24 protein-coding genes are annotated in these 26,447 nt (G+C 72.0%); 8 read left to right on the top strand and 16 right to left on the bottom strand.

All coding sequences use genetic code 11. From position 1 onward, the window contains the following. Positions 1–39 precede the first annotated feature (39 nt). Genes ABD292_RS28045 through ABD292_RS28060 form a run of 4 tightly spaced genes read right to left on the bottom strand, consistent with a single transcriptional unit; the run spans position 40 to position 2,887 of the window. A complete protein-coding gene (locus ABD292_RS28045; RefSeq protein ID WP_344212375.1) occupies positions 40–681 on the bottom strand; it encodes a DUF3710 domain-containing protein in 642 nt (213 codons plus the stop codon). A 39-nt stretch (positions 682–720) separates the two neighbouring features. Beyond that, entirely contained in the window at positions 721–1,161 is a 441-nt protein-coding gene (dut, locus tag ABD292_RS28050) for a dUTP diphosphatase (RefSeq protein ID WP_344212377.1), read from the bottom strand. After that, positions 1,158–1,712: a PaaI family thioesterase gene (locus ABD292_RS28055; RefSeq protein WP_344212379.1), complete on the bottom strand. Its 555-nt coding sequence runs from the start codon at positions 1,710–1,712 to the stop codon at positions 1,158–1,160. Before ABD292_RS28055 ends, dut begins: the two co-directional genes overlap by 4 nt. Before the next feature lie 11 nt (positions 1,713–1,723). Further along, entirely contained in the window at positions 1,724–2,887 is a 1,164-nt protein-coding gene (locus ABD292_RS28060; RefSeq protein WP_344212381.1) for an AI-2E family transporter, read from the bottom strand. A 123-nt stretch (positions 2,888–3,010) separates the two neighbouring features. On the opposite strand from ABD292_RS28060, the gene ABD292_RS28065 reads away from it, so the two are divergent. Further along, positions 3,011–5,167, top strand: a complete 2,157-nt coding sequence (locus tag ABD292_RS28065; RefSeq protein WP_344212383.1) for a DUF6351 family protein — start codon at positions 3,011–3,013, stop codon at positions 5,165–5,167. A 43-nt stretch (positions 5,168–5,210) separates the two neighbouring features. Here the strand turns inward: ABD292_RS28065 and valS are convergent, their stop codons facing one another. After that, a complete protein-coding gene (valS, locus tag ABD292_RS28070; protein WP_344212385.1) occupies positions 5,211–7,724 on the bottom strand; it encodes a valine--tRNA ligase in 2,514 nt (837 codons plus the stop codon). A gap of 78 nt (positions 7,725–7,802) precedes the next feature. On the opposite strand from valS, the gene ABD292_RS28075 reads away from it, so the two are divergent. Further along, complete coding sequence (locus tag ABD292_RS28075; RefSeq protein WP_344212386.1) at positions 7,803–8,087, top strand: DUF4235 domain-containing protein; 285 nt, start codon at positions 7,803–7,805, stop codon at positions 8,085–8,087. Here ABD292_RS28075 and ABD292_RS28080 read toward each other — a convergent pair. Genes ABD292_RS28080 through paaN form a run of 3 tightly spaced genes read right to left on the bottom strand, consistent with a single transcriptional unit; the run spans position 8,020 to position 12,686 of the window. Next, entirely contained in the window at positions 8,020–9,453 is a 1,434-nt protein-coding gene (locus ABD292_RS28080; protein ID WP_344212388.1) for an alpha,alpha-trehalose-phosphate synthase (UDP-forming), read from the bottom strand. The two genes, ABD292_RS28075 and ABD292_RS28080, sit on opposite strands and share 68 nt — an antisense overlap. A 21-nt stretch (positions 9,454–9,474) precedes the next feature. Next, positions 9,475–11,013, bottom strand: coding sequence for an FAD-dependent monooxygenase (locus ABD292_RS28085; RefSeq protein ID WP_344212390.1), 1,539 nt, complete (start codon positions 11,011–11,013; stop codon positions 9,475–9,477). 14 nt (positions 11,014–11,027) lie between these two features. After that, entirely contained in the window at positions 11,028–12,686 is a 1,659-nt protein-coding gene (gene paaN, locus ABD292_RS28090) for a phenylacetic acid degradation protein PaaN (protein WP_344212392.1), read from the bottom strand. An 84-nt stretch (positions 12,687–12,770) separates the two neighbouring features. Here paaN and ABD292_RS28095 point away from each other — a divergent pair, with 84 nt between their 5' ends. Beyond that, positions 12,771–13,388, top strand: coding sequence for a TetR/AcrR family transcriptional regulator (locus ABD292_RS28095; protein WP_344212394.1), 618 nt, complete (start codon positions 12,771–12,773; stop codon positions 13,386–13,388). Between the two features lie 18 nt (positions 13,389–13,406). On the opposite strand, the gene ABD292_RS28100 is transcribed toward ABD292_RS28095, so the two are convergent. The 4 genes from ABD292_RS28100 to ABD292_RS28115 form a co-directional block, all read right to left on the bottom strand. Further along, complete coding sequence (locus ABD292_RS28100; RefSeq protein WP_344212396.1) at positions 13,407–14,204, bottom strand: hypothetical protein; 798 nt, start codon at positions 14,202–14,204, stop codon at positions 13,407–13,409. An 80-nt stretch (positions 14,205–14,284) separates the two neighbouring features. Further along, positions 14,285–14,584 (bottom strand): DUF4193 domain-containing protein, encoded by a 300-nt coding sequence (locus ABD292_RS28105; RefSeq protein WP_020542847.1) that lies wholly within the window; start codon positions 14,582–14,584, stop codon positions 14,285–14,287. Between the two features lie 308 nt (positions 14,585–14,892). Continuing rightward, positions 14,893–16,146 carry a sensor histidine kinase gene (locus tag ABD292_RS28110; protein WP_371249620.1) on the bottom strand — a complete coding sequence of 418 codons (1,254 nt, stop codon included), beginning with the start codon at positions 16,144–16,146 and terminating at the stop codon, positions 14,893–14,895. 38 nt (positions 16,147–16,184) lie between these two features. After that, the gene (locus tag ABD292_RS28115) at positions 16,185–16,838 is read right to left on the bottom strand and encodes a response regulator transcription factor (protein WP_344212400.1); all 654 of its coding nucleotides are present in this window, start codon (positions 16,836–16,838) and stop codon (positions 16,185–16,187) included. 232 nt (positions 16,839–17,070) lie between these two features. Here ABD292_RS28115 and ABD292_RS28120 point away from each other — a divergent pair, with 232 nt between their 5' ends. Further along, positions 17,071–17,235, top strand: coding sequence for a hypothetical protein (locus ABD292_RS28120; RefSeq protein WP_329573795.1), 165 nt, complete (start codon positions 17,071–17,073; stop codon positions 17,233–17,235). A gap of 65 nt (positions 17,236–17,300) precedes the next feature. Here the strand turns inward: ABD292_RS28120 and ABD292_RS28125 are convergent, their stop codons facing one another. Beyond that, positions 17,301–18,089, bottom strand: coding sequence for an inositol monophosphatase family protein (locus ABD292_RS28125; protein WP_344212402.1), 789 nt, complete (start codon positions 18,087–18,089; stop codon positions 17,301–17,303). Further along, positions 18,089–20,071, bottom strand: a complete 1,983-nt coding sequence (locus tag ABD292_RS28130; RefSeq protein ID WP_344212404.1) for a S9 family peptidase — start codon at positions 20,069–20,071, stop codon at positions 18,089–18,091. The genes ABD292_RS28125 and ABD292_RS28130 overlap by 1 nt, the downstream gene beginning before the upstream one ends. A 56-nt stretch (positions 20,072–20,127) precedes the next feature. Here ABD292_RS28130 and ABD292_RS28135 point away from each other — a divergent pair, with 56 nt between their 5' ends. Beyond that, a complete protein-coding gene (locus ABD292_RS28135) occupies positions 20,128–21,087 on the top strand; it encodes a ferrochelatase (RefSeq protein ID WP_344212406.1) in 960 nt (319 codons plus the stop codon). On the opposite strand, the gene ABD292_RS28140 is transcribed toward ABD292_RS28135, so the two are convergent. Next, positions 21,084–22,274, bottom strand: coding sequence for a lytic transglycosylase domain-containing protein (locus ABD292_RS28140; protein ID WP_344212408.1), 1,191 nt, complete (start codon positions 22,272–22,274; stop codon positions 21,084–21,086). The genes ABD292_RS28135 and ABD292_RS28140 overlap by 4 nt on opposite strands. A 93-nt stretch (positions 22,275–22,367) precedes the next feature. Here ABD292_RS28140 and ABD292_RS28145 point away from each other — a divergent pair, with 93 nt between their 5' ends. The 3 genes from ABD292_RS28145 (at position 22,368) to ABD292_RS28155 (ending at position 25,698) form a co-directional block, all read left to right on the top strand. Continuing rightward, positions 22,368–23,570, top strand: a complete 1,203-nt coding sequence (locus ABD292_RS28145) for an MFS transporter (RefSeq protein WP_344212410.1) — start codon at positions 22,368–22,370, stop codon at positions 23,568–23,570. Between the two features lie 55 nt (positions 23,571–23,625). Then, entirely contained in the window at positions 23,626–24,357 is a 732-nt protein-coding gene (locus ABD292_RS28150) for a polysaccharide deacetylase family protein (protein WP_344212412.1), read from the top strand. A gap of 63 nt (positions 24,358–24,420) precedes the next feature. Next, positions 24,421–25,698, top strand: a complete 1,278-nt coding sequence (locus ABD292_RS28155; protein WP_344212414.1) for a D-arabinono-1,4-lactone oxidase — start codon at positions 24,421–24,423, stop codon at positions 25,696–25,698. Here ABD292_RS28155 and ABD292_RS28160 read toward each other — a convergent pair. After that, positions 25,674–26,426 carry a hypothetical protein gene (locus ABD292_RS28160; protein WP_344212416.1) on the bottom strand — a complete coding sequence of 251 codons (753 nt, stop codon included), beginning with the start codon at positions 26,424–26,426 and terminating at the stop codon, positions 25,674–25,676. The genes ABD292_RS28155 and ABD292_RS28160 overlap by 25 nt on opposite strands. Positions 26,427–26,447 lie beyond the last annotated feature (21 nt).

The following is a 26,447-nucleotide window of genomic DNA, read 5'->3' on the forward strand; positions in this document are numbered from 1 at the left end:
GCCGTACTCATGATGACTCAGCCTACGTGATGTCAGCTCTCAGCGAATCTCACTGATCTCCGGCCCCCGCTTGAACGGGTTGAGCCCGGGGCGCTCGTCCGCCTGGTCGCCGCTCCCCTGCTCGTTGGGCCGGCGCAGCGGGATGGGCTCCTCGCGGGCCATCGGCTCGTCGCCGCGCACCACGACGACGTCCTTGACGAAGTCGACGAACGCGCCGGCGACGGCCTCGTCGTACGCGCCGGGCCCGGAGATCACCGCGAGCAGGAACCAGCGCGGCCCGTCGATGCCGAGGTAGCGGGCCGGGCGGCTGGCGCCGTCGACCCGGAGCTCGCCGGCCAGCTCGGTGCCGAACGGACCCTCGCGCTCCTCCAGGTCCTTCGCCTGCGCGCGGATCTTGGTCTTGACCTCGTCCCACAGGCCGGAGCTGCGCGGCGCGGCCAGCGCCTGGAGCTGCAGCGTGTCCTCCCCGCTGATGACGACCACGCCGACGTGCTGGTCGCCGACCGAGGCCAGGCGCACCTCGAAGTCGGGGTTGTGCGGCAGCCGGAGGCCGCCGAGGTCGATGCGTTCGCTGTCCGGGTGGGGCTCGTCGGCGTCCCACGGGCCGGACTCGCGCGTGGGGGCGGCCTGCTCCTGCTCGGCCACCGCATCCGGCTGCTCACGACGACGACGTCGGAACACGTTCCTCACTCTCCCTGATAGTGCTGCTGAAAGGGGCCGTCAGCGCCCCGTCGAACCGAATCCGTTGGCGCCGCGCACCGAGCCGGGCAACCGCTCGACCTCGTAGAAGGCGGCGCGCTCGACCCGCTGGATCACCAGCTGGGCCACCCGGTCGCCGCGCCGGAGCCGGAACGGCTCCTTGGCGTCGGTGTTGATCAGCGTGACCCTGATCTCGCCGCGGTAGCCGGCGTCGACCGTGCCGGGCGCGTTGACCAGGGTGACGCCGTGCCGGGCCGCGAGGCCGGAGCGCGGGTGCACGAAGGCCGCGTAGCCGTCGGGCAGGGCGATCGCCACCCCCGTGCCGACCACGGCCCGCTCGCCCGGCGCCAGCTCGACGTCCTCGGCCGCGTAGAGGTCGGCCCCCGCGTCGCCCGGATGGGCGTAGGAGGGCGGCGGCAGCTCGGCGTCGAGCCGCTGGATCAGAACCTCCACCTTGCTCACGGATTCACCTCGAAGTCCTGGTGTTCGGCGGCGATGGCGGCCAGATCGCCGTGCGCGGCGAAGTGCTCCATGCTCACCTCGATGAACAGCGCCGCCGCCCGGACGGCGACCGGCCCGTCTGGGGCGCCGTTGCGCCCCTCAGCCTCAAGGTACGCCTTCCGCCCCGCGATGCCGTTGCACCAGGCACGCAGGTGGAGTGTCGTGCCCACGGGAACGGGCTGAAGGTAGTCGGTCTCCAGCCGTCCCGTGACATACGGCTTGTGGAACAGGTAGACCGACATTCCGATGACCTCGTCCATGGCGGCGGCCAGCACGCCGCCGTGCGCCAGCCCGGGCGCGCCCTGGTGCGCCTCGCCCACCGTGAACTCGGCCTCGACGGTGGCGCCGTCCGGGGTCCTGGCCTTGAGGTGCAGGCCGGTGGGGTGCTCGGTGCCGCAGCCGAAGCAGCGGCCGTAGTGGGAGCCGAGGGCGGCGCCAGGCCGCGGGGCTCCAGGCGGCGCCGCGGGCGCCACGGCGCCGGGCGGCGGGGTGGTCAGGGAGGAACGGGTCACGGGTGACGAGGTTACTCGGTGTCCGCGCTCCGCTCGTCCGCCTCGGGAGCGGCGGCCCGGCCGGGGCCTGGCTCGTCGGCCGGTTCGCCCTGTTCGTGCGCTGATGGGGGTGGCGGCAGGGCCGGCTGCTGGTGCCGCAGCTCGGGCAGCGCCCGGTAGATGACGGCCGCGACCGGCACCGCCACCGCGGCCCCGGCGATGCCCGCCAGGATGCCGCCGATGGCCAGCACCAGGATGATCGCGAGCGGGTGGAAGTTGAGCGCCCGGCCGACGATCAGCGGCTGCAGGACGTGGTTCTCCAGTTGCTGCTCGACGATGAGGATGCCGAGGAAGACCAGCGCGAGCACGAGGCCCTTGGCGCCGAGCGTGACCAGCGTGGCCACGGTGCCGGCGAAGAAGATGCCGACGATCGGGATGAAGCTGGCGAAGAAGATCAGCACCGCGAGCGGCGCCCAGAGCGGCACGCCCATGCCGGCCAGCACGATGCCCATGATCACGCCGTGCACGGCGGCCACGGCGACCGTGCCCTGCACGTAGTGGGAGAGCGTGGTCCACGCGGCCCGCCCGGCCCGGTCGACCCGGGGCGCGACGCCGCCGAAGCCCTTGAGCACCCACGACCAGATGCGGTCGCCGTCCTTCAGCAGGAAGAACGTCACGAACAGCAGCAGCACGATGGACGCCAGCACCTCGAAGGCCACCGCCCCCGCGCTCAGGACGGTCGTCGTGATCGCCTGCCGCTGGGTGTTGACCATGGTGGCGACCTCGTCGACGTAGGCGGTGATCTGCGCCTGCTGCAGGTGCAGCGGGCCGGTGATCAGCCACTCCTGGACGTCTCTCGCGGTCGCCTGGACCTGCTCGACCAGGTTGGGGAACTCCTCGCTGGCCCGCGCGCCGACCAGCCAGCCGGTGCCGGCCAGCACGGCCAGCGCGATCAGCATGGTGACCCACGTGGCGTAGATCGGCCGCATGCCGGCCTGGCGCAGGCTGTTGGTGAGCGGATAGAGCAGCGCGGTCAGCAGCAGCGCGACGGCCACCGGCAGGGCCACGAACGTGAGCCTGGCGATGATCAACGCGAAGAAGTAGACGACCACGCCGACGAGGATCAGGCACACGCACCAGGCGGCCATCTTGGCCAGCGTGGGCGGCACGAGCTTGGTGGGGCGGTCGGGAAGCACGTGTTCAAGACTGTCACGTCCGGGCGGCGAGTGCGCGCCCCATGCGCCTCCGGATCGGCTTCAGGGATCGGTCGCGGAGATCGGGCCTGGGCAACCGCCGGGGCGCGTGTCACCGTCATGGGCATGAAGGCCGTGGCGATTCTCACCCTGGCTCTGCTCGCGCCCCTCGCCGTCGCGCCCGCGCCCGCGCGGGCCGCCGCGCACGGCGCACTGGAGCTGGAGGTGCTCTCCAGCCGTCCCGACCAGGTGAGCGGCGGTGACGCCCTGGTCAGGGTGCGCCGCCCGAAGGGCGCGAAGGTCAGGGTCCTCCGCAACGGCGAGGACGTGACCGGCGCGTTCACCGAGACCCGCGACGGCCTGACCGGCCTGGTGACCGGCCTGGCCGTCGGCCGGAACACCGTCACGGCCGTGGCCGGGCCGCTCCGCCGCACGCTGACGGTCCGCGACCACCCGATCGGCGGCCCGATCTTCTCGGGCCCGCACCAGTACCCGTTCCTGTGCAAGACCGAGCGCGCCGGCCTCGGCCCGCCGGTCGCCGACAACCAGGACGGCCAGGGCATGCGGACCACGGGCGGCTGGAGCAGGGACTGCTTCGCGCCGGTCGTGACGGACCGGCTCTACCGCTCGACGGACGGCACGTACAAGCCGATGCCCGCCGAGCGGCCCGCCGACCTGGCGACGACCACCCTGCTGGGCGGCCGCACGGTCGACTTCGTGGTACGGCGCGAGCGCGGCGTCATCAACCGCTTCCTCTACTCGATCGCGATGCTGGAGGACGGCTGGAACGGCCGGGCGATCTACCGCTTCGACGGCGGCGTGGCGATCGGCCACGACCAGGGCACGCTCGGCGGCGGCGCGCTGGACCCGTACGGGCTCGGCAAGGGCTATGCGATCCTCCACTCCTCGGGCACCCGCACCTCGACCCACTACAACCTGATCCTGGGCGGCGAGACGGCCCTCATGGTCAAGGAGCGCTTCATCGAGCGCCACGGACCGCCGCTCTACACGGTCGGCGTCGGCGGCTCGGGCGGGGCGATCCAGCAGTACATCTACGGCCAGAACTACGGCAACCGGGTGATCGACGCCGCGATCCCGCAGTATTCCTATCCGGACATGGTCACCCAGACCATCCACGTGGGCGACTGCGAGCTGCTCGAACGCTACATGGACCACAACCCGCGCTGGGCCCGCTGGGACGACCGTACGGCGCTCATCGGCATGAACGCCAGTGACACGGTGGCCAACCCGTACACCGGCAGGCCGGGCTCGGACGAGTGCGTCAACGGCTGGCGCGGCCTCACCCCGCTCACCATGAACCCGCTGTGGACGTCCAACAACGACCCGGAATGGGCGCTGATGGACCCACCGGGCGTCAAGGACACCGTCAGGTGGACGCACTGGGACGACCTGCGCGAGGTCTACGGCGTGGACGAGCGCGGCCACGCCCGCTCCACCTGGGACAACGTCGGCGTCCAGTACGGGCTGAAGGCGCTGGTGGACGGCGTCGTCACCCCGGCGGAGTTCCTGGACGTCAACGCGAAGGCCGGCTCGTGGAAGGAGGCGGACGACATGGTGCAGGAGGGCTGCCCGTTCGTACGGACCGCCTGCCCCGGCGACCTCGACCCGTGGAGCGCCCGCAACATGAACCTCGGCGACCCGGCCCCCCGGCGCACCGGCGACCCGGTCGCGATCAGGAACGTCGAGCGCAGCGGCCTGGTCTTCCGCGGCGACATCGACATCCCGGTCATCGACTGGCGGCCGTACCTGGAGGACCAGCTCGACATGCACAACGCGCACCAGTCGTTCGCCTCGCGCCGGCGCATGCTCGACCACGACGGCAGCGCAGGCAACCAGGTCATCTGGTTCACCGACGCGCGCCCCGACGGCCCCAAGTTCGACCAGACGCCCGAGGCGCTGCGGGTGATGGACGAGTGGATGGCCAACCTCCGGGCGCGGCCGGGGCGCGGCGTCGCGGGCAACCGGCCGCCGCTCGCCGTGGACCGCTGCTTCGCCACCGACGGCACCCAGCTCGCGGCCGGCCCGCACGTGTGGGACGGCGTGCTGGACCGCCGCCCGCCGGGCGCGTGCACCCGGCTCTTCCCGCTCTACGGGACCTCCCGCACGGTGGCGGGCGGCCCGCTCGCGGGCGGCGTCTACAAGTGCCGCCTGCAGCCGGTCGGCCGGGCGATCGCCCGCGGGGTGTACGGCTCGTGGCGGCCCACGCCGCAGGAGCGGGCGCGGCTGGAGCAGATCTTCCCCACGGGGGTGTGCGACTACTGACCGGTCGCGGCAGGAGGCGGAAGCCCCCTGCCACGAGCGGAAGTCAGCCCAGGTGGACCTCGACGGCGAGCTCCTCACCGGAGCCGAGCACGAACTCCTCGACGTTGCCTGCCGCGCACAGGTCGTCCTGCGCCTGCCGCACCAGCTCCGCCTCGGGCCCGGTCACGGTGAGCCGCGCCACCTCGGCCCGCATCGACAGCTTGGCCTCGGACTTGGCCTTGCGCACCCGCCCGAGCACCTCGGAGGCCACGGCCAGCACCGCCGGGTTGCCGTCGCCGGGCTCGGGGACGGGCCACGGCGCGCGGTGCACCGAGCCCTCCCGCCACCACGACCAGACCTCCTCGGTCACGAACGGCAGGAACGGCGCGAACAGCCGCAGCAGCACGTCGAGCGCCTGCCGCAGCGCCGCGTGCGCCGAGGCCGCGCCCGGCCCGCCCTCCTCGTACGCGCGGGCCTTGACCAGCTCCAGGTAGTCGTCGCAGAACGCCCAGAAGAAGCGCTCCACGGTTTCCAGCGCCCGGCTGTGCTCGTAGGCGTCGAACGCCTCGGTGGCCTCGCGCACCACGCCCGCCAGCGCCGCCAGCATGGACCGGTCGAGCGGCTCGCTCACCTCGCCGCCGCCGTCGCCGGCCAGGCCGAGCACGAACCTGGAGGCGTTGAGGATCTTGATGGCGAGCCGCCGCCCGATCTTGAGCTGCCCCGGCTCGAAGGCGAAGTCGACGCCGTAGCGCCCGCCGGCCGCCCAGTAGCGCACCGCGTCGGAGCCGTGCTGCTCCAGCAGGTCGAGCGGGGTGACCACGTTGCCCTTGGACTTCGACATCTTCTTGCGGTCGGGGTCGAGGATCCACCCCGAGATCGCGACGTCGCTCCACGGCAGCCGGTCGGACTCCAGGTGGGAGCGGGCCACCGTCGAGAACAGCCAGGTGCGGATGATCTCGTGCGACTGGGGCCGCAGGTCGGCCGGGTAGACCCGCCGGAACAGGTCGTCGTCGCGCTCCCAGCGCCCGGCGATCTGCGGCGTCAGCGACGAGGTCGCCCAGGTGTCCATGACGTCGGGGTCGGCCATGAACCCGCCGGGCACGCCGCGCTGCTCCTCGCTGTAGCCGGGCGGCACGTCGCTGGACGGGTCGACCGGCAGGGTGTCCTCGGCGGGCAGGATGGGCGCGTCGTGGACCGGCTGCCCGGCCTCGTCGAGTGGGTACCAGACCGGGAAGGGCACGCCGAAGAAGCGCTGGCGGGAGATCAGCCAGTCGCCGGTGAGCCCTTCGACCCAGTTGTCGTAGCGCACCTTCATGTGCGGCGGGTGCCAGCGCAGCTCGCCGCCGCGCCGCAGCAGCCGCTCGCGCAGCTCCTCGTCGCGGCCGCCGTTGCGGATGTACCACTGGCGGGTGGTGACGATCTCCAGCGGCTTGTCGCCGCGCTCGTAGAACTTCACCGTGCGGCTGACCGGCCGGGGCTCGCCGTCGAGGTCGCCGGAGGCGCGCAGCAGCTCCACGATGCGCTCGCGGGCGCTGTGCACGGTCTTGCCGGCCAGCTCTTTGTACGGCTCCGCGTCCACGCCCTCGGGCGGCTCGGGCAGCAGCCGCCCGTCCCAGCCGATGATCGGCCGGGTGGGCAGGCGCAGCTCCCGCCACCAGGTGACGTCGGTGATGTCGCCGAAGGTGCAGATCATCGCGATGCCCGAGCCCTTGTCCGGCTCGGCGAGGTGGTGCGCGAGCACCGGCACCTCGACCCCGAACAGCGGCGTCAGCACGGTGGTGCCGACCAGCGCGCGGTAACGCTCGTCGTCGGGGTGCGCGACCAGCGCCACGCACGCCGGGATCAGCTCCGGCCTGGTCGTCTCGATCCAGACCGGCCCCTGCTCGCCGTAGAAGGAGACGCGGTGGAACGCGCCGGGGTGCTCGCGGTCCTCCAGCTCGGCCTGGGCCACGGCGGTGCGGAACGTGACGTCCCAGAGCGTCGGCGCCTCGGCGAGGTAGGCCTCACCGCGCCGCAGGTTGCGCAGGAACGCCCGCTGCGAGACCGCCCGCGCCTCGTCGCTGATCGTCGTGTAGAGCAGCGACCAGTCGACCGACAGGCCGACCCGCCGCCACACCTCCTCGAACGCCCGCTCGTCGACGGCGGTCAGCTCGTGGCACAGCTCCACGAAGTTGCGCCGGGAGATCGGGATCTCACGTTTGCCCGGCTTCTCCGGTGGAACGAACTCCGGGTCGTAGGGCAGCGAAGGGTCGCAGCGCACGCCGTAGACGTGCTGGACCCGCCGCTCCGTGGGCAGGCCGTTGTCGTCCCAGCCGATCGGGTAGAAGACCTCTTTGCCGGTCATCCGCTGGTAGCGGGCCATGATGTCGGTGTGGGTGAAGGAGAAGACGTGACCGACGTGCAGGGAGCCGGACACGGTCGGCGGCGGCGTGTCGATGGAGTAGACCTGCTCGCGCGGCTTGGACCGGTCGAAGCGGTAGGTGCCGTCGGCCTCCCAGCGGGCTACCCATACCTGCTCCAGGCCGTCGAGAGAGGGTTTCTCGGGCATGGAGGCATGGCGTAGCCGCTGTTCAGTCATGCCACCTTATGGTACGGCTTCGCGGCCACCGCGAGCGGTACAGACTAGTGTTCGTTACATATGGGGAAGGAGATCGGCATGGCGGATGACAAGCCGGACGTTGCCTGGCGGATCATCGGCGGCCTGGTGGGGCTCGCCACGGGTTGGGCGGCCCGCAAGCTGCTCACCTTCGTGTGGGTGAAGGCGACCGGCAAGGAGCCGCCCGTCGACACCGATGCGCCGGAGGTCACTCTGGCCGAGGCGATCGGCTACGCGGTCCTCATGGGCGTCGGCATGTCCGTGGCGCAGATCGTGGTCAACCGGACCGCCAGGAAGCGCTATGACGCGTGGCGGGCTCTGAGGCAGGTGACTCCAGGGCAGTGAGGAACTCACTCGCCCAGCGGTCCACGTCGTAGGTGGCGACCCGGCGGCGCATCGTACGCATCCGCCGGGCCAGCTCGTGCGGCGTGGCCCGCATCGCGGCCAGCATCTGACGCTTGACGTCCTCCACGTCGTACGGATTGACCAGATAGGCCTGGCGCAGCTCGTCGGCGGCCCCGGCGAACTCGCTCAGCACGAGCGCCCCGTTGAGGTCGTGGTGGCAGGAGATGTACTCCTTGGCCACCAGGTTCATGCCGTCGCGCAGCGGGGTGACCACCATGACGTCGGCGGCCAGGTAGAGCGCGGCCAGCTCCTCCTGGTTGTACGACTGGTGGAAATACCACACCGGCTGGTAGCCGAGCGTGGCGTGCTCGCCGTTGATCCGCCCGACCTGCAGCTCGATGTCGTCGCGCAGCCGGCGGTATTCGTCCACCCGTTCGCGGCTCGGGGTGGCGATCTGCACGAACACCGCCTCGCCGGTGCGCAGCCGCCCGTCCTTCAGCAGCTCGCCGAAGCCCTCCAGGCGCTGGCCGATGCCCTTGGTGTAGTCGAGCCGGTCCACGCCGAGCAGCACGTGCTCGGGCTCGCCCAGCTCGGACCTGATCTCCTTGGCCCGCGCCACGATGTGCGGCTCGCGCACCAGCGAGTCGAGCTGCCCGAAGTCCACCGAGATCGGGAACGCCTGGGTGCGCACCACGCGGTCGTCGAGGAAGATCTCGTTCCCCTTGTACGGCAGCCCGAGCAGCCTGCGGCACAGCCGCCGGAAGTTGGAGGCCCCGCCGGGGAGCTGGAAGCCGACCAGGTCGGCGCCGAGCAGCCCCTCCACGAGGTCCTTGCGCCACGGCAGCCGCCAGAACAGCTCGACCGGCGGGAACGGGATGTGCAGGAAGAACCCGATCCGCAGGTCGGGCCGGAGCTTGCGCAGCATGGAGGGCACGAGCTGGAGCTGGTAGTCCTGCACCCAGACGACCGCGCCCTCCTCGGCGATCTCGGCGGCGGCGACCGCGAACCGCTCGTTGACCGCCCGGTAGGCGTCCCACATCGAGCGGTGGTACACCGGCGGCGCGACGGCGTCGTGGTAGAGCGGCCACAGGGTGGCGTTGGAGAAGCCCTCGTAGTAGAGCTCCACCTCCTCCGCCGACAGGGCCACGGGGATCAGGTTCATGCCGTCCTGCTCGAACGGCTCCAGTTTCTCGTCCGGTGCCCCGTGCCACCCGGCCCAGGCTCCGTGACGGCGCTGCATCACCGGCGCGATCGCGGTGACGAGCCCGCCGGGGCTCCTGCGCCACGAGGCCGTTCCGTCGGGATCGATCGTCCTGTCCACCGGCAACCGGTTGGCGACGATCAGAAACGAACTCCGGCCAGTCACGCAGTCCCTCCTCTTGTGGGGTCAAGTTTCGGTAGAACCGCCGAGAGCGCGGCTCACGGCGACCGCCACCGACTCCGGACCCGCATGAGGGATGATGGCGGCGATGTGCGCATCCGGCCTGATGAGCCATGCCTCATCCGGCCCGGCGCCGAGCCTCTCAGCGAGCGAGCCGGTTCCGTCCATCTCCGCGAGCCCGCGTACGGCGAGCGGCGCCGTAGTGACCTTGCCCAAGACCTGCGCAAACAAACTCGAATCACACATTTCACCCAGCAGTACGAGGAAACCATCCCGGCAGCTCTCACGCAATCGCCCGCCCGGCAGAACCGCGTCCGGCAGGATCACGCCCGGCGCCGGCGGGCAGGCCATGCCCCTCGGCGGACGGCCCGCGAACGGGCGGGACGGCTCCGGCGTGGTGAGGGGCGAGTCGACGTACCAGAAGGGCTCGGCGAAGCGGCCGGAGTCCACCTGGTCCAACGGCCCGCCCTCCAGCACCGCCCGCCTGCGCACCCGCTCCTCGACGCTCCTCGGCGCGAGAAAGCGCATGGTGGCGCCGGTCACCTCCAGGTTCTCGCGCGCCGCCGCGTGCCGCTCGGCGTGGTACGACTCCAGCAGCTCCGGCCCGGCCCACCCGTTGAGCGCGAACGCCAGCTTCCAGGCCGCGTTCTCGGCGTCCGGGACGCCGGAGTTGAGGCCGCGCGCCCCGAACGGGGCCAGCAGATGCGCGCAGTCCCCCGCCAGCAGCACCCGCCCGGCGCGCATGCGGTCGGCCAGCCGGTGGTGGAAGCGGTAGGTGCTGTGCCACAGCAGCTCGTACGGCCGCTCGCCGACGATCCATCGGATCTTCCGCGCGATGTCCTCCCGCGTCGGGACGTGGTCGGGCGCGATCTGCCAGTCGATCCTGAACGTCCCGCCGGGGCACGGATGGATGAGCACCTGCCGGCCGGGGTTCCAGACGGGGTCGAAGTAGAAGCGCCGCTCGTCCTCCCAGCCCGGCAGGTCGGTCCTGACGTCGCAGATCAGGAACTGGTCGCCGAACGTCTCGCCGCGGAAGCGCACGCCGAGCGCCCGCCGCAGCGGCTCGGCCCGCCCCCCGGCGCACAGCAGCGCGTACGGCGCCCGCAGCCGCCGCTGCCCGCAGTGCACGGTGACGCCGCAGGAGTCCTGCGTCAACCCGGTGACCTCGTGGTTCCAGCGCACCTCGACGAGCGGCTGCGCGGCGGCGGCCTCGTCCAGGATCTGCTCGGTGCGGGCCTGCGAGAGGTTCACGAACGGCGGCAGCGGCCCGTCCCGGTCGAACGAGCACGACAGCAGCTCGCGGTCGCGGTAGTAGGTGCGGGCCGTCGTCCAGGTCACGCCCTCCTCGGCGATCCGCCCCGCGCCGGCGGCGGCCCAGATGTCGAGCACGTCGCGCTGCTGGCAGATCGAGCGCGACCCGGCCGCCTCCCGCCCCGGCCGCCGGTCCAGCACCAGTGCGCTGATGCCCCACCGGGCCAGCAGCAGCGCCGCCGTCAGCCCCACGGGCCCGGCCCCGACCACGATGACCTGCGCGTCGTCGCCCATGACCGGAGCCCGTCTCAGACCTCGCGTACGGGGTGGCGGGACTGGACGACGTGGAAGCGGCTCGCGACGTAGCCGGGGTCGGTGAGCGAGGCGGTGGCGGCCGGGTTGGCGCCGGTGCCGTGGTAGTCGCTGAAGGCGGCCGACTGGTTGACGTACACGCCGTCCGTCAGGTTGCACGACAGGTTGACCCCCGCGTCCAGCGCGGCCCGCTCGGCGTCGTCGAGCACGCGCGGCGAGGTGGAGTAGACGGAGGCGGTGAGCGCGCCCCGGGCCTTCACCGTGCGCCGCAGCAGGTCGAGGCTCTCCCCCGTGGAGCCGGTGGGGATGAGGAACGACACGGGCCCGAAGTGCTCGCGCCCGTAGACGTCGTCGGCCGAGGCGTGCACCCGGACGATCGCGGGCGTGCGCACCACCGCGTCGGGGAACGTCGGATGCCGGATCGCCCGCGGCTCCAGCACCACCTCGCCCAGCTCGGCCGCCCCCTCGACGCGGGCGAGCACGTCGGGGTTGACGATCGCGCCGGTCAGCTCGACCGCCCGCGCGTCGTCGCCCAGCAGCCGGCCGACGGCGGCGGCCAGCCCTTCCGCGACCTCCTCGAAGCTCTTGTGCCCCTCGTCGGTCTCGACGCCGGCGGCCGGGACGAAGAGGTTCTGCGGCGCGGTGCACATCTGCCCGCTGTAGAGCGACAGCGAGAACGCGAGGTTGGCGAGCATCCCGCGCCACGAGTCGGTCGAGTCCACGACGACGGCGTTGACCCCGGCCTTCTCGGTGTGCACGAGCGCCTGGCGGGCGTTGCGCTCCAGCCAGTCTCCGAACTCGGTGGAGCCGGTGAAGTCCACGATCCGCACGCGGGGGTGGGTGGCGAGGGTGGTGGCCAGCCCCTGCCCCTCCTCGGCGGCCAGCGACACCAGCGCGGGGTCGAACCCGGCCTCGGCCAGCACCTCGCGCGCCACCAGCACGGTGATCGCGAGCGGCAGGATCGCCCGGGGATGCGGCTTGACGATCACCGGGTTGCCGGTGACGAGCGAGGCGAACAGCGCCGGGTAGGCGTTCCAGGTGGGGAAGGTGTTGCAGCCGATCACCACGGCCACGCCCCGGGGCACGACGGTGAAGCGCTTGGTCATGACCAGCGGCTCGCCCTTGGCCGGTTTCTCCCAGCGGGCGCTCGCCGCCGAGGAGGTCATGGCCTCCAGCCCGTAGGCGACCGCCTCCAGCGCGCGGTCCTGCGCGTGCGGCCCGCCGGCCTGGAACGCCATGACGAACGGCTGCCCGGTGGTGTGCTGCACCGCGTGCGCGATCTCGAAGCTGCGCCGGTGGAGCCGCTGGATGATCTCGGCGCAGACGAGGGCGCGGGCCTCCGGTCCGGCGTCGCGCCAGGCGGGCAGGGCGGCCGAGGCCGCCGCGATCAGCTCCTCGGCGATGGGCTCGGGGTAGGTGACCCCGAGGTCGATCCCGTACGGCGAGCGCTCCGCGCCGATCCACGACCCGGTGCCGCCCGCCTGCTCCAGCGGGAACGGCTTGCCCAGGTAGGACTCGAACGCCGCCCTGCCCCGCTCGGCCGCCCCCTCGCCGTGGACGCGGGGGCTCGGCGACTCGGGGTAGGCGCTCCAGTGGCCGCGCCCGGCGATGGCGGCCCGCGCCTGCTCCAGGGTGTCACGGTGCTGTTCGTACATGTTTGCTCACCCTCTTGACAGAAATCCGCCGGACGGTGAAGTGTTTACCGAACATTCGGTCAGTTAAACAAGGAAGACCCCTCCGTGGCCTTGGACGTCTCCCCTTCTTCAGACAGGTCCGCCCGGCCCCGCCGGCGCGGGCACGACCCCGAGTCCGTCCTGTCGGCCGCCGTGGCCGTCTTCAACGAGCGCGGCTACGACGGCACCAGCATGGAGGACCTCGCGCGGGCGCTCGGCGTCACCAAGTCGGCGATCTATCACCACGTCCCCGGCAAGGAGCAACTTCTCGCGCGGGCGCTCGACCGGGCCCTCGACGGGCTGTCGGAGCTGGCCGCCGACGAGCGCGCGACCCGTGGCCCGGCCGTCGACCGGCTGGAGTGGGTGGTCAGGCAGAGCGTGCGCGTGCTGACCGAGCGGCTGCCGTACGTGACGCTGCTGCTGCGGGTGCGCGGCAACAGCGCCACCGAGCGGGCGGCGCTGGCGCGGCGCGCGGAGCTGGAGGCGTTCGCCGGCCGCCTGGTGGAGGAGGCGGCGGCGGAGGGCGCCATCCGCCCCGGCCTGGACCCGGCGCTGGTGACGCGGCTGCTGTTCGGGGCGGTGGGCTCGATCGCCGAGTGGCACCGCCCCGAGCGCGACGCGCCGGCCGCGGACGTGGCCGACGCGCTGGTGAGGATGACGTTCGAGGGCCTGAGGAGGGCCTGAAAGGGGGATGGAAGGGGGTCAGGTGGGCAGCTCGCCCCGGCTCGGGCCGCTCGGCAGCTTGCCGCGCAGGTCCTCGCGGATGGCCTCGCCCAGCTTCTTCGTCGCGATCCGGTTGAGCGCGCCGCCCGCGACGGCCCCGGTGAGGAACGGGCCGAACGTCGTGAGGTGCCGGCCCAGCGTCCGCATGAGGCGGTTGCGCAGGGCGGTCTTGGTGGCGGCGCCGAGGGCGAGCGACACGGACGCGGGGGCGAGGGGGTCGATCCCGCGTTGTTTGGCCCAGGCGGCCGTGAAGGCGATCGCGCGCTGGGCGCCGGTGCCGTGCACCCGCACGCCGTAGACCTCGTGCAGCTCGGCCAGCAGTTTGACCTCGATGGCGGCCACGACGATCGTCTCGGCGACGAGCTGCGCGGGCGCGGACAGAAGGAGGGGCGGTGCGGCGAACTGGGCCGCGGCGAGCGCTCCGCCGATGGCGCCGACCGTCATCGTGGCCTTCTGGGCGGTGCGGATCAGGTCGTCGGCCAGTTGCTCGCCGGTCAGGCCGTGGTGGTGCTCGGAGAGGGTGTGCAGGTCGCGGATGGGGATGCGCGGCGCGACGTTGAGGAACACGTCGGCCAGCCAGCGCCCGCGCCCCGCGCCGGACTCCTTGGCCTTCTTGGCGCCCGCGGACAACGCCTTGGCGAGTCGGCCGAGCAGCCTGCGCCGCTCGGCCGGCTCCAGCTCACCGGGCTCGGTGAGCTGGCCCACGAGCTCGCCGACCTCCTTCTCGGGGTCGGCGATCTCGTCTCCTGCTCGACGGTCTTTCTCTGGTACGGCCACGCGATGCCTCCGTCCTCATGGTCGTGACCTTCAGGGTTCGTCGGCTCGATGTCCCGCTCTCGTACCCTGAGGCACGGCGATCAGGCGGCGCACTCCCGGCAGACCTGCTGACCGTTCTTCTCCGAGGCCAGCTGGCTGCGGTGATGCACCAGGAAGCACCGCGAGCAGGTGAACTCGTCGGCCTGGCGAGGGATGACCCGCAGGGAGAGTTCTTCGTTCGACAGGTCGGCGCCGGGCAGCTCCAGCGACTCGGCGAGGTCGGTCTCGTCGATGTCGATGCTGCCGGACGACTTGTCGGTGCGCCGCGCCTGGAGCTCTTGGAGGCTGTCCTCCCCCAGGTCGTCGTCTGTCTTGCGCGGGCTGTCGTAGTCGGTAGCCATTGTGCTTACTCCATCCCCCTCATCAATATGTCGGCGCGCTCGGTCGCGCGTCTTCTAACGTCCGGGAGGCCCGTCTTGTGCCCGTTCCGCCGGGGAGATTTCCCATCGGTACCCCGGGGGAACGGACCACGAACCTCCCGACACGCCAGGGCGTGCTGCCGACGGCAATGGTTAGCCAAATATGGCGAAACCCACAGCCTTGGCGTCATGCTCCACCGTGTTCGACGGCACATCCAACCACATGTGCGGCGCGAACGAGACGCCCCCCGTGCATCAACACGCGGACGAACGTCCCGGAGCATCACACGTCAGCCCTTCGGCAGTCGAATGGTCACCACGAGCCCTCCGCCGTCTCGCGGCACGGCGGCCACATTTCCGCCGTGAGCCTGCATCACCGCACGGACGATGGACAGCCCGAGACCCGCTCCCTTGGCCGAGTCCACGCGGTCGGCGTGGAGCCTCCTGAACGGCTCGAACAGGCTGTTCACCTCGTACGCCGGGACGTGTTGTCCCGTGTTGGCCACCTGAACAACGACGGCGTCGTCCACCATTCCCGCCCGGACCCATACTTTTCCGTTTTGGGGAATGTTGTACTTCACCGCGTTCTCCACCAGGTTGCTCACGCAACGCTCCAGGAGCACGGGATCGCCGACGGTAGGCGCGCTGACCAGTTCGGTGCTCACGGTTACGCCGTGTTCCTCGGCGAAGGGCGTGAGCTGTTCCACGGCGGTCTCGGCGATGTCCCGTACGTCGAGCGGTTTGCGCACCGCGAGTTCGCGTTCGCTGCGCGCCAGCAACAGCAGTCCCTCGATGAGCTTCTCGTTACGCGCGTTCACTTCCAGAAGCGTGCGCCCGAGCGCTTTGAGGTCTTCCGAAGCCTCCGGATCCGACAGGGCGATCTCCAGGACCGTCCGGTTGATGGTGAGAGGAGTGCGCAATTCGTGAGAGGCGTTCGCCACGAATCTGCGCTGGGTGTCGAAGGCCACATTGAGCCGGGCGAGCATGGCGTCGAAGGTGTCGGCCAGCTCCTTCAGCTCGTCGTTGGGGCCCTCCAGGGCGATGCGCTGGTGGGCCAGCGTGCTCTCGGAGAGCCGGCGGGCGGTGGCCGTCATCCTGGCCACCGGCCGCAGCGCCCGGTCGGCCACGAAGTAGCCGATGATGAGCGACAGGATGCCCACCCCGACCAGCGCCATCACGCTGCTGCGCAGCAGGGCGTCCTGTGCCGCCGCGACCGCGTCCTGCCTGGACTGGCGCCAGATCAGCTCGTCGCGGGCGTTCCACCAGCTCAGCGCGGGCCAGTTCGTGTCGATGGCGCGCGCGACGATCGAGTAGACCGAGAACAGCAGCACCGCCGAGGCCACGAAGACGAGCGCGCCGTAGGTGAGCGTCAGCCGCCAGCGGATGCTCACCTTGCCGGGGAGCGCCCGCATCCACTCCATCGTCGTGCGCTGGACGGGAGGGTACTCAGGAGGGGGCGGGCCGTCCCAGGCCGGCGGGCCGCTCGGCGGCGGCGGGGCCTCCTGGACCCGCGTCGCCTTGTGTGCCGAGTGCGGGCTGATCATGGGATGCGTCGGCTCCGCCTGGTGCTTCGGCCCTTCAGTCACAGTTTGTACCCAACCCCGGGCACAGTCTCGATCACCTGAGGCTCGCCCAGCTTCTTCCGCAGCGTCATCATGGTCACCCGGACCACGTTCGTGAAGGGATCGATGTTCTCGTCCCATGCCTTGTCCAGCAGGTCCTCCTGGCTGACGACGGCGCCCTCGGCGCGCATCAGCTCCTCCAGGACCGCGAACTCCTTCTTGGTCAGCACGACCTCCCTGCCCTCGCGCTCCACCAGGCGCTTGCCCGGGTCGAGCCGGATCCCGGACCGCTCCAGCACGGGCGGCAGGGCGGGCGCGGAGCGGCGGCCGAGCGCGCGCACCCGCGCGACCAGCTCGATGAAGACGAACGGCTTGGCGAGGTAGTCGTCGGCGCCGAGGCCGAGCCCCTCCACCTTGTCGTCGACGTCGCCCGAGGCGGTCAGCATGAGGATGCGCGAGGCGGAGCGCTGCTCCACGAGCCGGCGGCACACCTCGTCGCCGTGCACCACCGGGAGGTCCCGGTCCAGGACGATCACGTCGTAGTCGATGTAGGAGGTCCGTTCGAGGGCGCCGCCGCCGTCGTAGGCGACGTCGACGGCCATGGCCTCGCGGCGCAGGCCCGTCGCGATCGCGTCGGCGAGCACCCGCTCGTCCTCCACCACCAGCACTCGCACGCTGGAACACCTCTCTCCGTCTCCGGCCCCTCATTGTCCCCTCAGGGGCGATAAGCGCACGGTAAGGCATGTTCAGGCGTTGGCCACCCACAGGTGAGGCGGACCGCCGAGAAATTCATGTTTCGGAGGGGGACGCCGCGGGGTATGCCTGCGGGACACCCTTTGCCAGGACATCGACCTGCAATGGGCGTACATCGCCCTACGCGGCACGAACCCCTAGAGAGTAGGTGAGATGGGCGAGTTCACCACCACGATCGAACACCGCCTCGACCAGGCTTACAGGGGCCTCCGGGAGGCCCGCAGCGCCGGCGACGAATACCTCGCCGACACGCTCACCGCCGAGATCGAGGACCTCCGCCGGCTGGCGGACGACCACGGCATCGCCCTGCCCGGCTGACAGACCGTAGGCGGACGGCCGGAGCTTCGGCTCCGGCCGTTCGCGCGTTCAGCTGTTTCCGCAGGTCAGGCCCCGCGCTCGGGGTCCAGCGGCGCGAGCAGGTCGTGCAGCTCCTCGAACAGCCCGGGAGCCGCGCAGATCGCGAAGTCCGGGCTCACCGGCCGGCCGTTGAGCCCGGCGAGCCGCGCGCCCGACTCGGTCGCCACCAGACCGGCGGCGCCGTAGTCCCAGGGGTTGATGCCCCGCTCGTAGTAGGCGTCCACCCGGCCCGCGGCGAGCGAGCACAGGTCGATGGCGCACGAGCCGCCCCGCCTGATGTCGCGCACCCGCGGCAGCACCTTCGCCACCACCTCGCCCTGCACGGCCCGGCCGGCCTGGGAGTAGCCGAACCCGGTCGCGACCAGCGCCTGCGGCAGCGGCACCCCGGTGTTGCAGCGCAGCCGCGCGCCGCCGAGCCAGGCGCCCTCGCCCAGCGCGGCCGTGAAGACCTCGCCGCGCGTCGGCACGTTGACCACGCCGGCCACCACCCGGCCGCCCACCTCGACGGCGATCGACACCGCCCAGTCGGGCAGGCCGTACAGGAAGTTGACGGTGCCGTCGATCGGGTCGACGATCCAGCGCACGTCCGACTCGCCCGGCGCCTCTCCGCCCTCCTCGCCGAGGATGCGGTCACCCGGGCGGGCGGCCTCGATGCGCTCGCGGATGAGCCGCTCCGACGCCTTGTCCAGGGCGGTGACCACGTCGGTGGGGCTGGACTTGGTCTCGATCTCCGCGGACATCGTGGGCCGCTTGGCCAGCAGCATGTCGCCGGCCTCGCGGGCGATGTCCTCGGCGAGCGTCAGGAAGTCGGTCATCAGGCCACCGACTCCGGGCGCTTCCACTCCTCGCCGAGCACGTGCTGGGCGAGGAAGGCGAGGACGGTCTCGTACCAGGCGACGGTGTTGCCCGGCTTGAGAATCCAGTGGTTCTCGTCGGGGAAGTACAGGAACTTGGCGTCGACCTCGCTGCGGCGCAGGTCCCACCACAGGCGCAGCCCCTCGCCGATCGGCACCCGGTAGTCCTTGTCGCCGTGGATGACGAGCATCGGGGTGGTGATCTTGTCGAGCGAGAGGTGCGGCGACAGCAGGTCGTAGCGCTCGGAGCCGGGCGCGCCGAACTCGCGCTGCCAGTAGTGGGCGGCGTCGGTGGTGCCGGCGAACTGGTCGAGGTTCCACAGCGAGGCGTGGGTGACGATGGCGCGGTAGCGGTCGGTGTGCCCGGCCAGCCAGTTGGCCATGTAGCCGCCGAACGAGCCGCCCATGGCGGCGATGCGCTCGCTGTCGATGTCGTCCCTGGCCAGGGCGACGTCCACGATCGCGTCGAGGTCGGCCTGGGTGCGCGGGCCCCAGTTGCCCCAGCCTCGATCGATCATGTGCTGACCGTAACCCGTGGACATGCACGGGTCGGGGAGCAACACGGCGTAACCGTGCTCGGCCATGATCCAGGACTGCCAGCGCCACTGCCAGTCGTTCCAGGACCCCAGCGGGCCGCCGTGGATCCACAGCAGGAACGGCGCGGGGTCGTCGGCGGAGGCGCCCTCGGGCAGCACGAGCCAGCCGCGGATGGTCTCGCCGTCGTCGGCGGTGGCGGTGATCTCGGTGAGCGTGCCGCGCACCTCGGGGCGGGGCGCGGGCGAGGGCAGGTCGGTGATCTCGCCGGTGGCGAGCTCGATCCTGGCCGGGCCGGGGGCCAGGTTGACGGCGCTGCGCAGGACGTACAGGAAACGGCCGTCGGCGGTGACGTCCGGCTGCGCGTACGCGGCGTCGTCACCGGTGACCCTGCGGACCTCGCCGTCGAGCGGCACGTGGAAGACCGGGCGGCGGCCCTGGTGGTCGGCCACGACGTAGACGGAGGCGGAGTCGGGCGCCCAGGCGACGCCGGAGGGGAACAGGTCGGGCGCGTACGCCCGGCCCTCGCCGGTGGCGAGGTCGGCGATCCACAGCTCGCTCCTGGCCGAGACGTCCATGGAGGTGAACCGGCCGCGCGAGCAGGCCACGCGGGCGCCGTCAGGGGAGATCGCGAGCGGGCCCTCGAAGTCCTGGCCCTCCTCGGTGAGCAGCGTGCGCCGCTCGCCGGTGGCCACGTCGATGACCACCAGGTCCGTACGCACCTCGCCGCGCGGCAGCTCCACCCGCCAGGTGGTGACCACGCGCGTGCCGTCGGGCGTCAGCTCGAAGGCGGCGTTGCGCAGCGCGTTCCCCGCGTCGGGGGTGAGCTCGCGCACGTCCTCCAGCCGGTCGGCGCCGAGCCGGGCGGCGAACAGCCGGGGGCGGCCGGGGCCGAGGTCGTGGTCCCAGTAGCGGACCGCCGCGCTCTCGTGCAGGATCGCGCTGATCCCCGCGTCCTTGCGGGCCCTGCGCCGCTCCTCGTCGCCGGCCTCCTCGCCGTCCAGCACGTCGGAGACGAAGACGACCACGTCGCCGGCGGTGCGCACCCCGCCGATCCCGCCCGGCCTGGTGGCGACCTGGCGGGCCTCGCCGCCCGCGCGCGGCAGCAGCCACAGCGCCGGGACCTCCTCACCGGCGTCCTTCACGGTGGGGTCGGGGCGGGCGGAGGTGAACAGGACGTCGCCGGCGTCGGTGAACACGGCGGCCGACTCGCCCTTGGCCGAGCGGGTCAGGCGGAAGGGCTCGCCCCGGCCGTCGAGGGGGATCTCCCAGAGCGCGGTGCCGTACGACTTCCCGTCGGGATTGAGTGACTGGACGGTGGAGACGAGCCGGGAGCCGTCGGGCGAGAGCTGGACCGAGAGAACCCGGGGGATGGCCACATAGTCGCGTATGTCAGTAAATGCGCTCACTCGACCGAACCTACCTCGCGAGAGGACCACCGGCGCTCGCGAATAGGCTGGTTCACGTGGCTGATTACGACGCTCTGCTGCTCCTGTCGTTCGGCGGCCCGGAGGGCCCCGACGACGTGATGCCGTTCCTGGAGAACGTGGTCCGAGGGCGCGGCGTGCCGCGCGAACGGCTGCTGGAGGTCGCCGAGCACTACCAGGGCTTCGGCGGGGTCAGCCCGATCAACCGGCAGAACCGCGAGCTCCTGGAGGCGCTGCGCCCGGTCCTCGACGTGCCCGTCTACTGGGGCAACCGCAACTGGCACCCGTTCGGCGAGGACACCGTCCGGCAGATGAAGGACGACGGCGTGCGCAAGGCGGCCGTCCTCGCCACCTCCGCCTTCGCCGGCTACTCCAGCTGCCGCCAGTACTACGAGGACATCAGCCGCATCTCGATCGAGGGCGGCCCCGAGCTGATCAAGATGCGGCACTTCGGCGACCACCCCGGCTTCGTGGCCGCCATGGCCGACCACACCCGCGAGGCGCTGGAGCGGCTCGGCCGCGACGACGCCCGCCTGGTGTTCACCGCCCACAGCATCCCGGTCTCCATGGCCGAGACCGCCGGTCCGAACGGCGGCCTGTACGAGGCCCAGATCCGCCGCAGCGCCGAGCTGGTCAACGAGCTGGTCAACAAGGCGCTCGGCCGCGACCAGCCGTGGGACCTCGTGTGGCAGTCGCGCAGCGGCCCGCCGCAGGTGCCGTGGCTGGAGCCGGACGTCTGCGACTTCCTGCACAAGACGGACGCTCCGGCGGTCGTGCTGGTGCCGATCGGGTTCGTCTCCGACCACATGGAGGTCGTCTACGACCTCGACACCGAGGCCAGGGACGTCGCCACCGAGCGCGGCCTGCCGCTGGAGCGGGCGGCCACCGTGGGCACGCACCCGCGCTTCGTGGGGATGGTGCGCGAGCTGATGGCCGAGCCCGAGCCGGTGCCCTGCCCGCTCACCTGCTGCCCGGCGCCCCGCCGGCACCGGTCCTAGGCATAGGTCCTGGCGTACGCCTCGGCGATCCCCATGACCTTGTTCACGTAGTCCCACGAGTGGTTGTAGAACCAGATCGCCTTGCGCAGCTTCTCGCCGCCCTTGCCCGCGCCGTTGGCGCACAGGTAGCCGGCCGCGCTCGGCACGGCGTCGTACGGGCTCCAGATGTCGGCCTTGCCGTCGCCGTCGCCGTCCACGCCGTAGTGCTTCCACGTCGCGGGCATGAACTGCATCGGCCCGAGCGCGCCCGCGCTCGACGGGCCGTTGTTGCGGCCGTGCCCGCTCTCGACCTGCCCGATCGCGGCCAGCACCGTCCATGACAGGCCGGGGCAGCGGGTCGCGGCGAGCCGGTAGAGCTCCAGGTAGCTGCCGGGACGGCCGACGCTGACGTTCTGCGGGGTCTGCTGGGCGGCCGCCGTCGGCCGCTGCTTCCGCACGCGGGCGGCGGCGTCCAGCAGGGCGACCTGGACGCCCTTGCCGAGCAGCTTGCGCACCCCGGCCGCGCTGATCCTGCCGGGCTTGCCGTGCAGCAGCACCGCCACGCCGGGCGCGAAGCCCAGCGAGCGGCCGAGGTCCACGCCGACCAGGCCGTCCACGCCGGTGAGCCCGAGCGGCGCCGAGGCCGCGAGGCGCAGTTTGGGTCCGCCGTCCACCTGGTAGTACGCGCCGGGCACCATGCCGTACCTGCGGGCCGCGTCCGACTCCGCGACCAGCTCTCCCCTGGTCAGGGCGCTCCACACGGCGGGCTGGTCGGCGACGGCCTGCGGCGTCCAGGAGCGGAAGTGGGCCGGGTCCACGGCCAGCAGGTTGAGCGGCGTGCCGGTGAGCTTGACCCGGCCCGCGTCCACGACGACCACCTTCTCCACGTTCTTCAGCGCGCCCAGCCTGAGCCTGGTCTCCTTGGGCACCTCCGACCCGGCGACGGCGAGCACCCGCGGCGGGGTGACGGTCACGCCGGGTCCGCCCTCGCCGAACTCCCGCCGCTCCCCCGCGGGCTCGGTGGTCGGCACGAGCTGGTCGAGGCGGGGCGCCGCCGTGGGTGAGCGGGCGGGCTCGGCGGATGGCTTCCGCGTGCCGCTGACCAGGTCACCGTCCAGCAGGACGATGACGCCGCCGGTCGCCACGGTGGCCACGACCACCGCGATGACCATGAGCATGACCGCACGGAAGGAGGGAAGACCGGACACGCGGGACACGTTAGCCCAGCCGACGGGGAAATCATTTGCAATCCGGACATCGGGTGCGCAAAGGTTGGCGGGCGCAAGTAAGGGGGAAACGGGGTGGTCGGGCCTTACCGGGGGCTGTTCGACGGGCCTGGCATCAAGGCGTTCGTGCTGGCCGGGTTCGCCGGCCGGATGCCGATGTCCATGCTGGGGATCGGCGTCGTCTTACTCATCTCCGGCGTCACCGGCTCGTACGCCACCGCGGGCGGCGTCGCCGCCGCCAGCAACCTCGCCTTCGCCATCGGCGCGCCCATGTCGGGACGGCTGATGGACCGGTTCGGCCAGAGCCGCGTCATCCCGCCGTTCGCCGTGCTCAACGCGCTCGCGCTGACCACGCTCATGGTCTGCGCGTTCCTCGGGCTGCCCGAGTGGACCCTGTACCTGTCCGGTCTCGTCGTCGGCGGCACCTCGCTGTCGGTGGGCTCGCTCGTACGGGCCCGCTGGTCGGCCATCCACGGCGGCTCGCCGCGGCTGCACACGGCCTTCGCCTTCGAGTCCGTCGTGGACGAGGTGGTCTTCGTCACCGGGCCCGCGCTGGTCACGCTGCTGGCCACGCGGTTCAACCCGTACATGGGGCTGGTGGTCGCGCTGGTCTTCATGCTGTCCGGCTGCCTGACGCTGGCGGCGCAGCGGCGCACCCAGCCTCCGGTGTCCGAGGTCCGCGCGGCGGGTGGCACGCCCATCCTGATCCCCGGCATCGCGCTGCTGTCGTGCGTCTACGTGGCGATGGGCGCGGTGTTCGGGTCCGTGGACCTGATCACGGTGGCCTTCGCCGAGGAGCAGGGGGTCAAGGGGGCCGCGGGGCTGCTGCTGGCCTCGTTCGCGGGCGGGTCGATGGTCTCGGGGCTGTGGTTCGGGTCACGGCACTGGAAGATCTCGCTGCGGGGGCGGTTCGTGCGGGCGCTGATGGTGTTCGCGCTGGGGCTGCTGCCGATCTCGTTCATCGGGAACGCGTGGGTCATGGCCGCCGCGCTCTTCCTGGCCGGCTTCGCCATCTCGCCGACCCTCATCACCGGCTTCTCGCTGGTCGAACGGCTGGCGCCGCCGGCGCTGCTCACCGAGGGCATGGCGTGGATCTCCACGGCGCTCGGCATCGGCGTGGCGATCGGGGCCTGGGCGGGCGGGCACCTCACCGAGGCCGCCGGCGCGTCCGCCGCGTACGTCGTCGCGCCGGGCGCCGCCGTGCTCGCGCTCGTCGTCGGGATCGGAGGTTCGGGTTTGCTGAGACTTCCCGAGGCAGCTTCACCCGCCGAAGGCTGATCCGCTACCGTCGGGACATCCCTCGCAACATCCATCACAAATGGAAGCTTTTCTGATGTCCCGACAACTCACCTCACTTCTGACCATCGCGGCGGTCTGCGTCACCGTGGCCTCTGCGCCCGCGCAGGCCGCCGCCAAACCGGCCGAGAAGTCCGCTCCGGTGGACTGCGCGAAGGTCAAGTGCATCGCGCTGACCTTCGACGACGGCCCAGGGAAGTACGCGGGCACGCTGCTGGACACGCTGAAGAAGTACGACGCCAAGGCGACGTTCTTCCTTGAGGGCCAGTACGCCAAGAGCCGCCCCCAGTACGTCAAGCGCATGGTCGCCGAGGGGCACGAGCTCGGCAACCACAGCTACAGCCACCCTGACTTCACCAAGCTCGAACCTGGGGCCATCAGGAACGAGATCCAGAAGACCCAGGACGCCGTCAAGAAGGCGGCGGGCGTGGAGCCGAAGCTGCTGCGGCCCCCGTACGGGCTGGCGGACCTTCAGGTGTCCGACATCGCGGACGAGTACGGCATGCCGATCATCCTCTGGACCGCGGGTTCGGAGGACTGGGCCAGCAAGAACGTCGAGGCGATCAAGAAGAAGACCCTTGAGGTGGCCAAGCCCAACGGCATCATCCTCATGCACGACTGGGTGAAGCAGACCGTCGACGCCATGCCGTCCATCGTCAAGAGCCTGCAGGCCAAGGGCTACCACCTGGTGACGGTCTCCGACGTCATCAAGAACGAGGGCCTGGAGGCGGGCGACGTCTTCCCGCTTCCCGCGGGCTGGGAGAACTGAGTATCGTTCACGTTTGACGTCGGAGGTGCCCGGGCTCCTGCCCGCTCGCGGAGGTGCTGCTCAATGGTCTTCACGAACTGGGCGGGGAACCAGACCGGCGAGCCCGCCGAGGTCCGGGCACCGGCCTCCGTCGCGGACGTCGTACGGGCCGTGCGCGACGCCGCCGCCTCCGGGCGGCGCGTCCGCATGGTCGGCACCGGGCACTCCTTCACCGGCGTGGCGCTCACCGACGGCGTCATGCTGCGGCCCCACGCGCTGACCGGCGTCGTCTCCTGGGACGAGGACCGCGTCACCGTCCTCGCCGGCACCCCGCTGCGCGAGCTCAACGAGCTGCTCCACCGGCGCGGCCTCGCCCTCGCCAACATGGGCGACATCACCGAGCAGACCGTCGCCGGCGCCATCCAGACCGGCACGCACGGGACCGGCCGCGACAGCGGCGGCCTCGCCGACCAGGTGACCGGGCTGGAGCTGGTGCTCGCCGACGGCACGGTGGCGAGCGCCGCCCCCGGGGACGAGCTGTTCGACGCGGCCAGGGTGGGGCTCGGCGCGCTCGGCGTGCTGACCTCGGTCACCCTCCGGGTGGAGCCCGCGTTCCTGCTGCACAACCGGCGGCGCAAAATGGCGCTCAGCGACATCCTCGCCTCGCTCGACGAGCTGACCGCCGGCAACGAGCACCTCGACTTCTTCTGGCTGCCGCACACCGACGCCTGCCTGGTCAAGACCAACAACCGGCACCCCGGACCGGCCCGTCCGCGCAGCGCCGCGCGGCACTGGATGGACGACGTCCTGCTGGAGAACACCGTGTTCGGGGCCGCCTGCGCGCTCGGCGCGCGCGTCCCCGGGCTGATCCCGCGCATCAACGCCGTCAGCGCGGCGGCGCTCGGGGACTCCGAGTCGGTGGACGCCTCGTACAGGGTCTTCACGGCCCGGCGCGACGTGCGCTTCCTGGAGATGGAGTACGCGGTGCCGCGCGAGCGGCTGGCGCAGGCGCTGCGCGAGACCCGCGACCTGGTCGAGCGCATGGACTGGAAGATCACGTTCCCGGTGGAGGTGCGGGTGACGCCGCCGAGCGACGCCTGGCTGTCCACGGCGTACGGGCGGGCGTCGGCGTACGTCGCCTGCCACATCTACCGGCCCACCCCGAACCCGGCGTACTTCGAGGGCGTCGAGGAGATCATGACGCGGCTGGACGGCCGGCCGCACTGGGGCAAGCTGCACACGCGCGACGCGGCCTACCTCGCCAAGGTCTATCCCCGTTTCGCCGACTTCACCGCGCTGCGCGACCGGCTCGACCCCGGCCGCCTGTTCGGCAACGCCTACCTGGACCAGGTGCTCGGCTGAGCCTCGGCCTCCGGGTGGTCCGGCTCGGGAGCCTCGTCGACCGCGGTGGGCTCCGGCTCGGGCGGAGCGGTGGCGCTCGGCTGCGGCTCGGCCGGCTCCTGGCCGGTGGTGGCGGTGGGAGCGGGCGGGGCCGCGGGCGTGGCGGTGACCGTGGTCGTCACGGTCGGCGTGGCGCTCGGCGTCGGGGCCGGCGTGCGCGTGACATCGGCCTCCGGCGTGGCGACGGGCACGGCGGGGACGCTCGCCCGCACGGCGGGCCCCGACGGCGTCCGGCGGTCGGAGGTCGCGGGCTTGTGCCGCGTCGTCCCGCCGGTGACCTGCTCGTGCACCGTCTGATGGGCGGCCGCCTGGTAGACGAGGATGCCGCCCATGCTGACCGCGAACACCAGCCCCGCGGCCAGCGCCACCCGTCCCCACGGCAGCCTCCTCGGCGGCTCCCCGGCCTCGACGACGGGCATCACCAGCGTGTCCCCGCCCGCGCCGGATCCGGACGCCTCCTCCTCGCGGCCTGGAGAACCGGCCCGCAGCCGCACCCGCTCCCCCGTCCGCTTCAGGTAGTGCGTGTAGACGGCGGTGCCCACGGTGCTCCCGATGCTCATGACCGCCGCGCCGATCACCGTGCCGGCCACGCCCAGGAAGGAGGCGGCCACGGCGGCCGTCACCGCCGCCAGGGCGCTCCCCAGGATCTGCGGCACACTCAGCTCGAAGTTCCGCTGTCCGCCGCCCATCCCCCGGATCAGTCCTCTCTC

It is taken from the genome of Nonomuraea bangladeshensis (genome assembly GCF_039529455.1).
Lineage (GTDB): Bacteria > Actinomycetota > Actinomycetes > Streptosporangiales > Streptosporangiaceae > Nonomuraea > Nonomuraea bangladeshensis.

Coding starts and splice junctions, on each gene's coding strand:
- ABD292_RS28110 (WP_371249620.1), bottom strand. CDS start 16,146: ATGATCAGCCCGCACTCGGCACACAAGGCGACGCGGGTCCAGGAGGCC.
- ABD292_RS28155 (WP_344212414.1), top strand. CDS start 24,421: ATGGTCTTCACGAACTGGGCGGGGAACCAGACCGGCGAGCCCGCCGAG.
- ABD292_RS28075 (WP_344212386.1), top strand. CDS start 7,803: ATGGCGGATGACAAGCCGGACGTTGCCTGGCGGATCATCGGCGGCCTG.
- ABD292_RS28125 (WP_344212402.1), bottom strand. CDS start 18,089: ATGACCGACTTCCTGACGCTCGCCGAGGACATCGCCCGCGAGGCCGGC.
- ABD292_RS28065 (WP_344212383.1), top strand. CDS start 3,011: ATGAAGGCCGTGGCGATTCTCACCCTGGCTCTGCTCGCGCCCCTCGCC.
- paaN (WP_344212392.1), bottom strand. CDS start 12,686: ATGTACGAACAGCACCGTGACACCCTGGAGCAGGCGCGGGCCGCCATC.
- ABD292_RS28085 (WP_344212390.1), bottom strand. CDS start 11,013: ATGGGCGACGACGCGCAGGTCATCGTGGTCGGGGCCGGGCCCGTGGGG.
- ABD292_RS28105 (WP_020542847.1), bottom strand. CDS start 14,584: ATGGCTACCGACTACGACAGCCCGCGCAAGACAGACGACGACCTGGGG.
- ABD292_RS28120 (WP_329573795.1), top strand. CDS start 17,071: ATGGGCGAGTTCACCACCACGATCGAACACCGCCTCGACCAGGCTTAC.
- ABD292_RS28150 (WP_344212412.1), top strand. CDS start 23,626: ATGTCCCGACAACTCACCTCACTTCTGACCATCGCGGCGGTCTGCGTC.
- valS (WP_344212385.1), bottom strand. CDS start 7,724: ATGACTGAACAGCGGCTACGCCATGCCTCCATGCCCGAGAAACCCTCT.
- ABD292_RS28160 (WP_344212416.1), bottom strand. CDS start 26,426: ATGGGCGGCGGACAGCGGAACTTCGAGCTGAGTGTGCCGCAGATCCTG.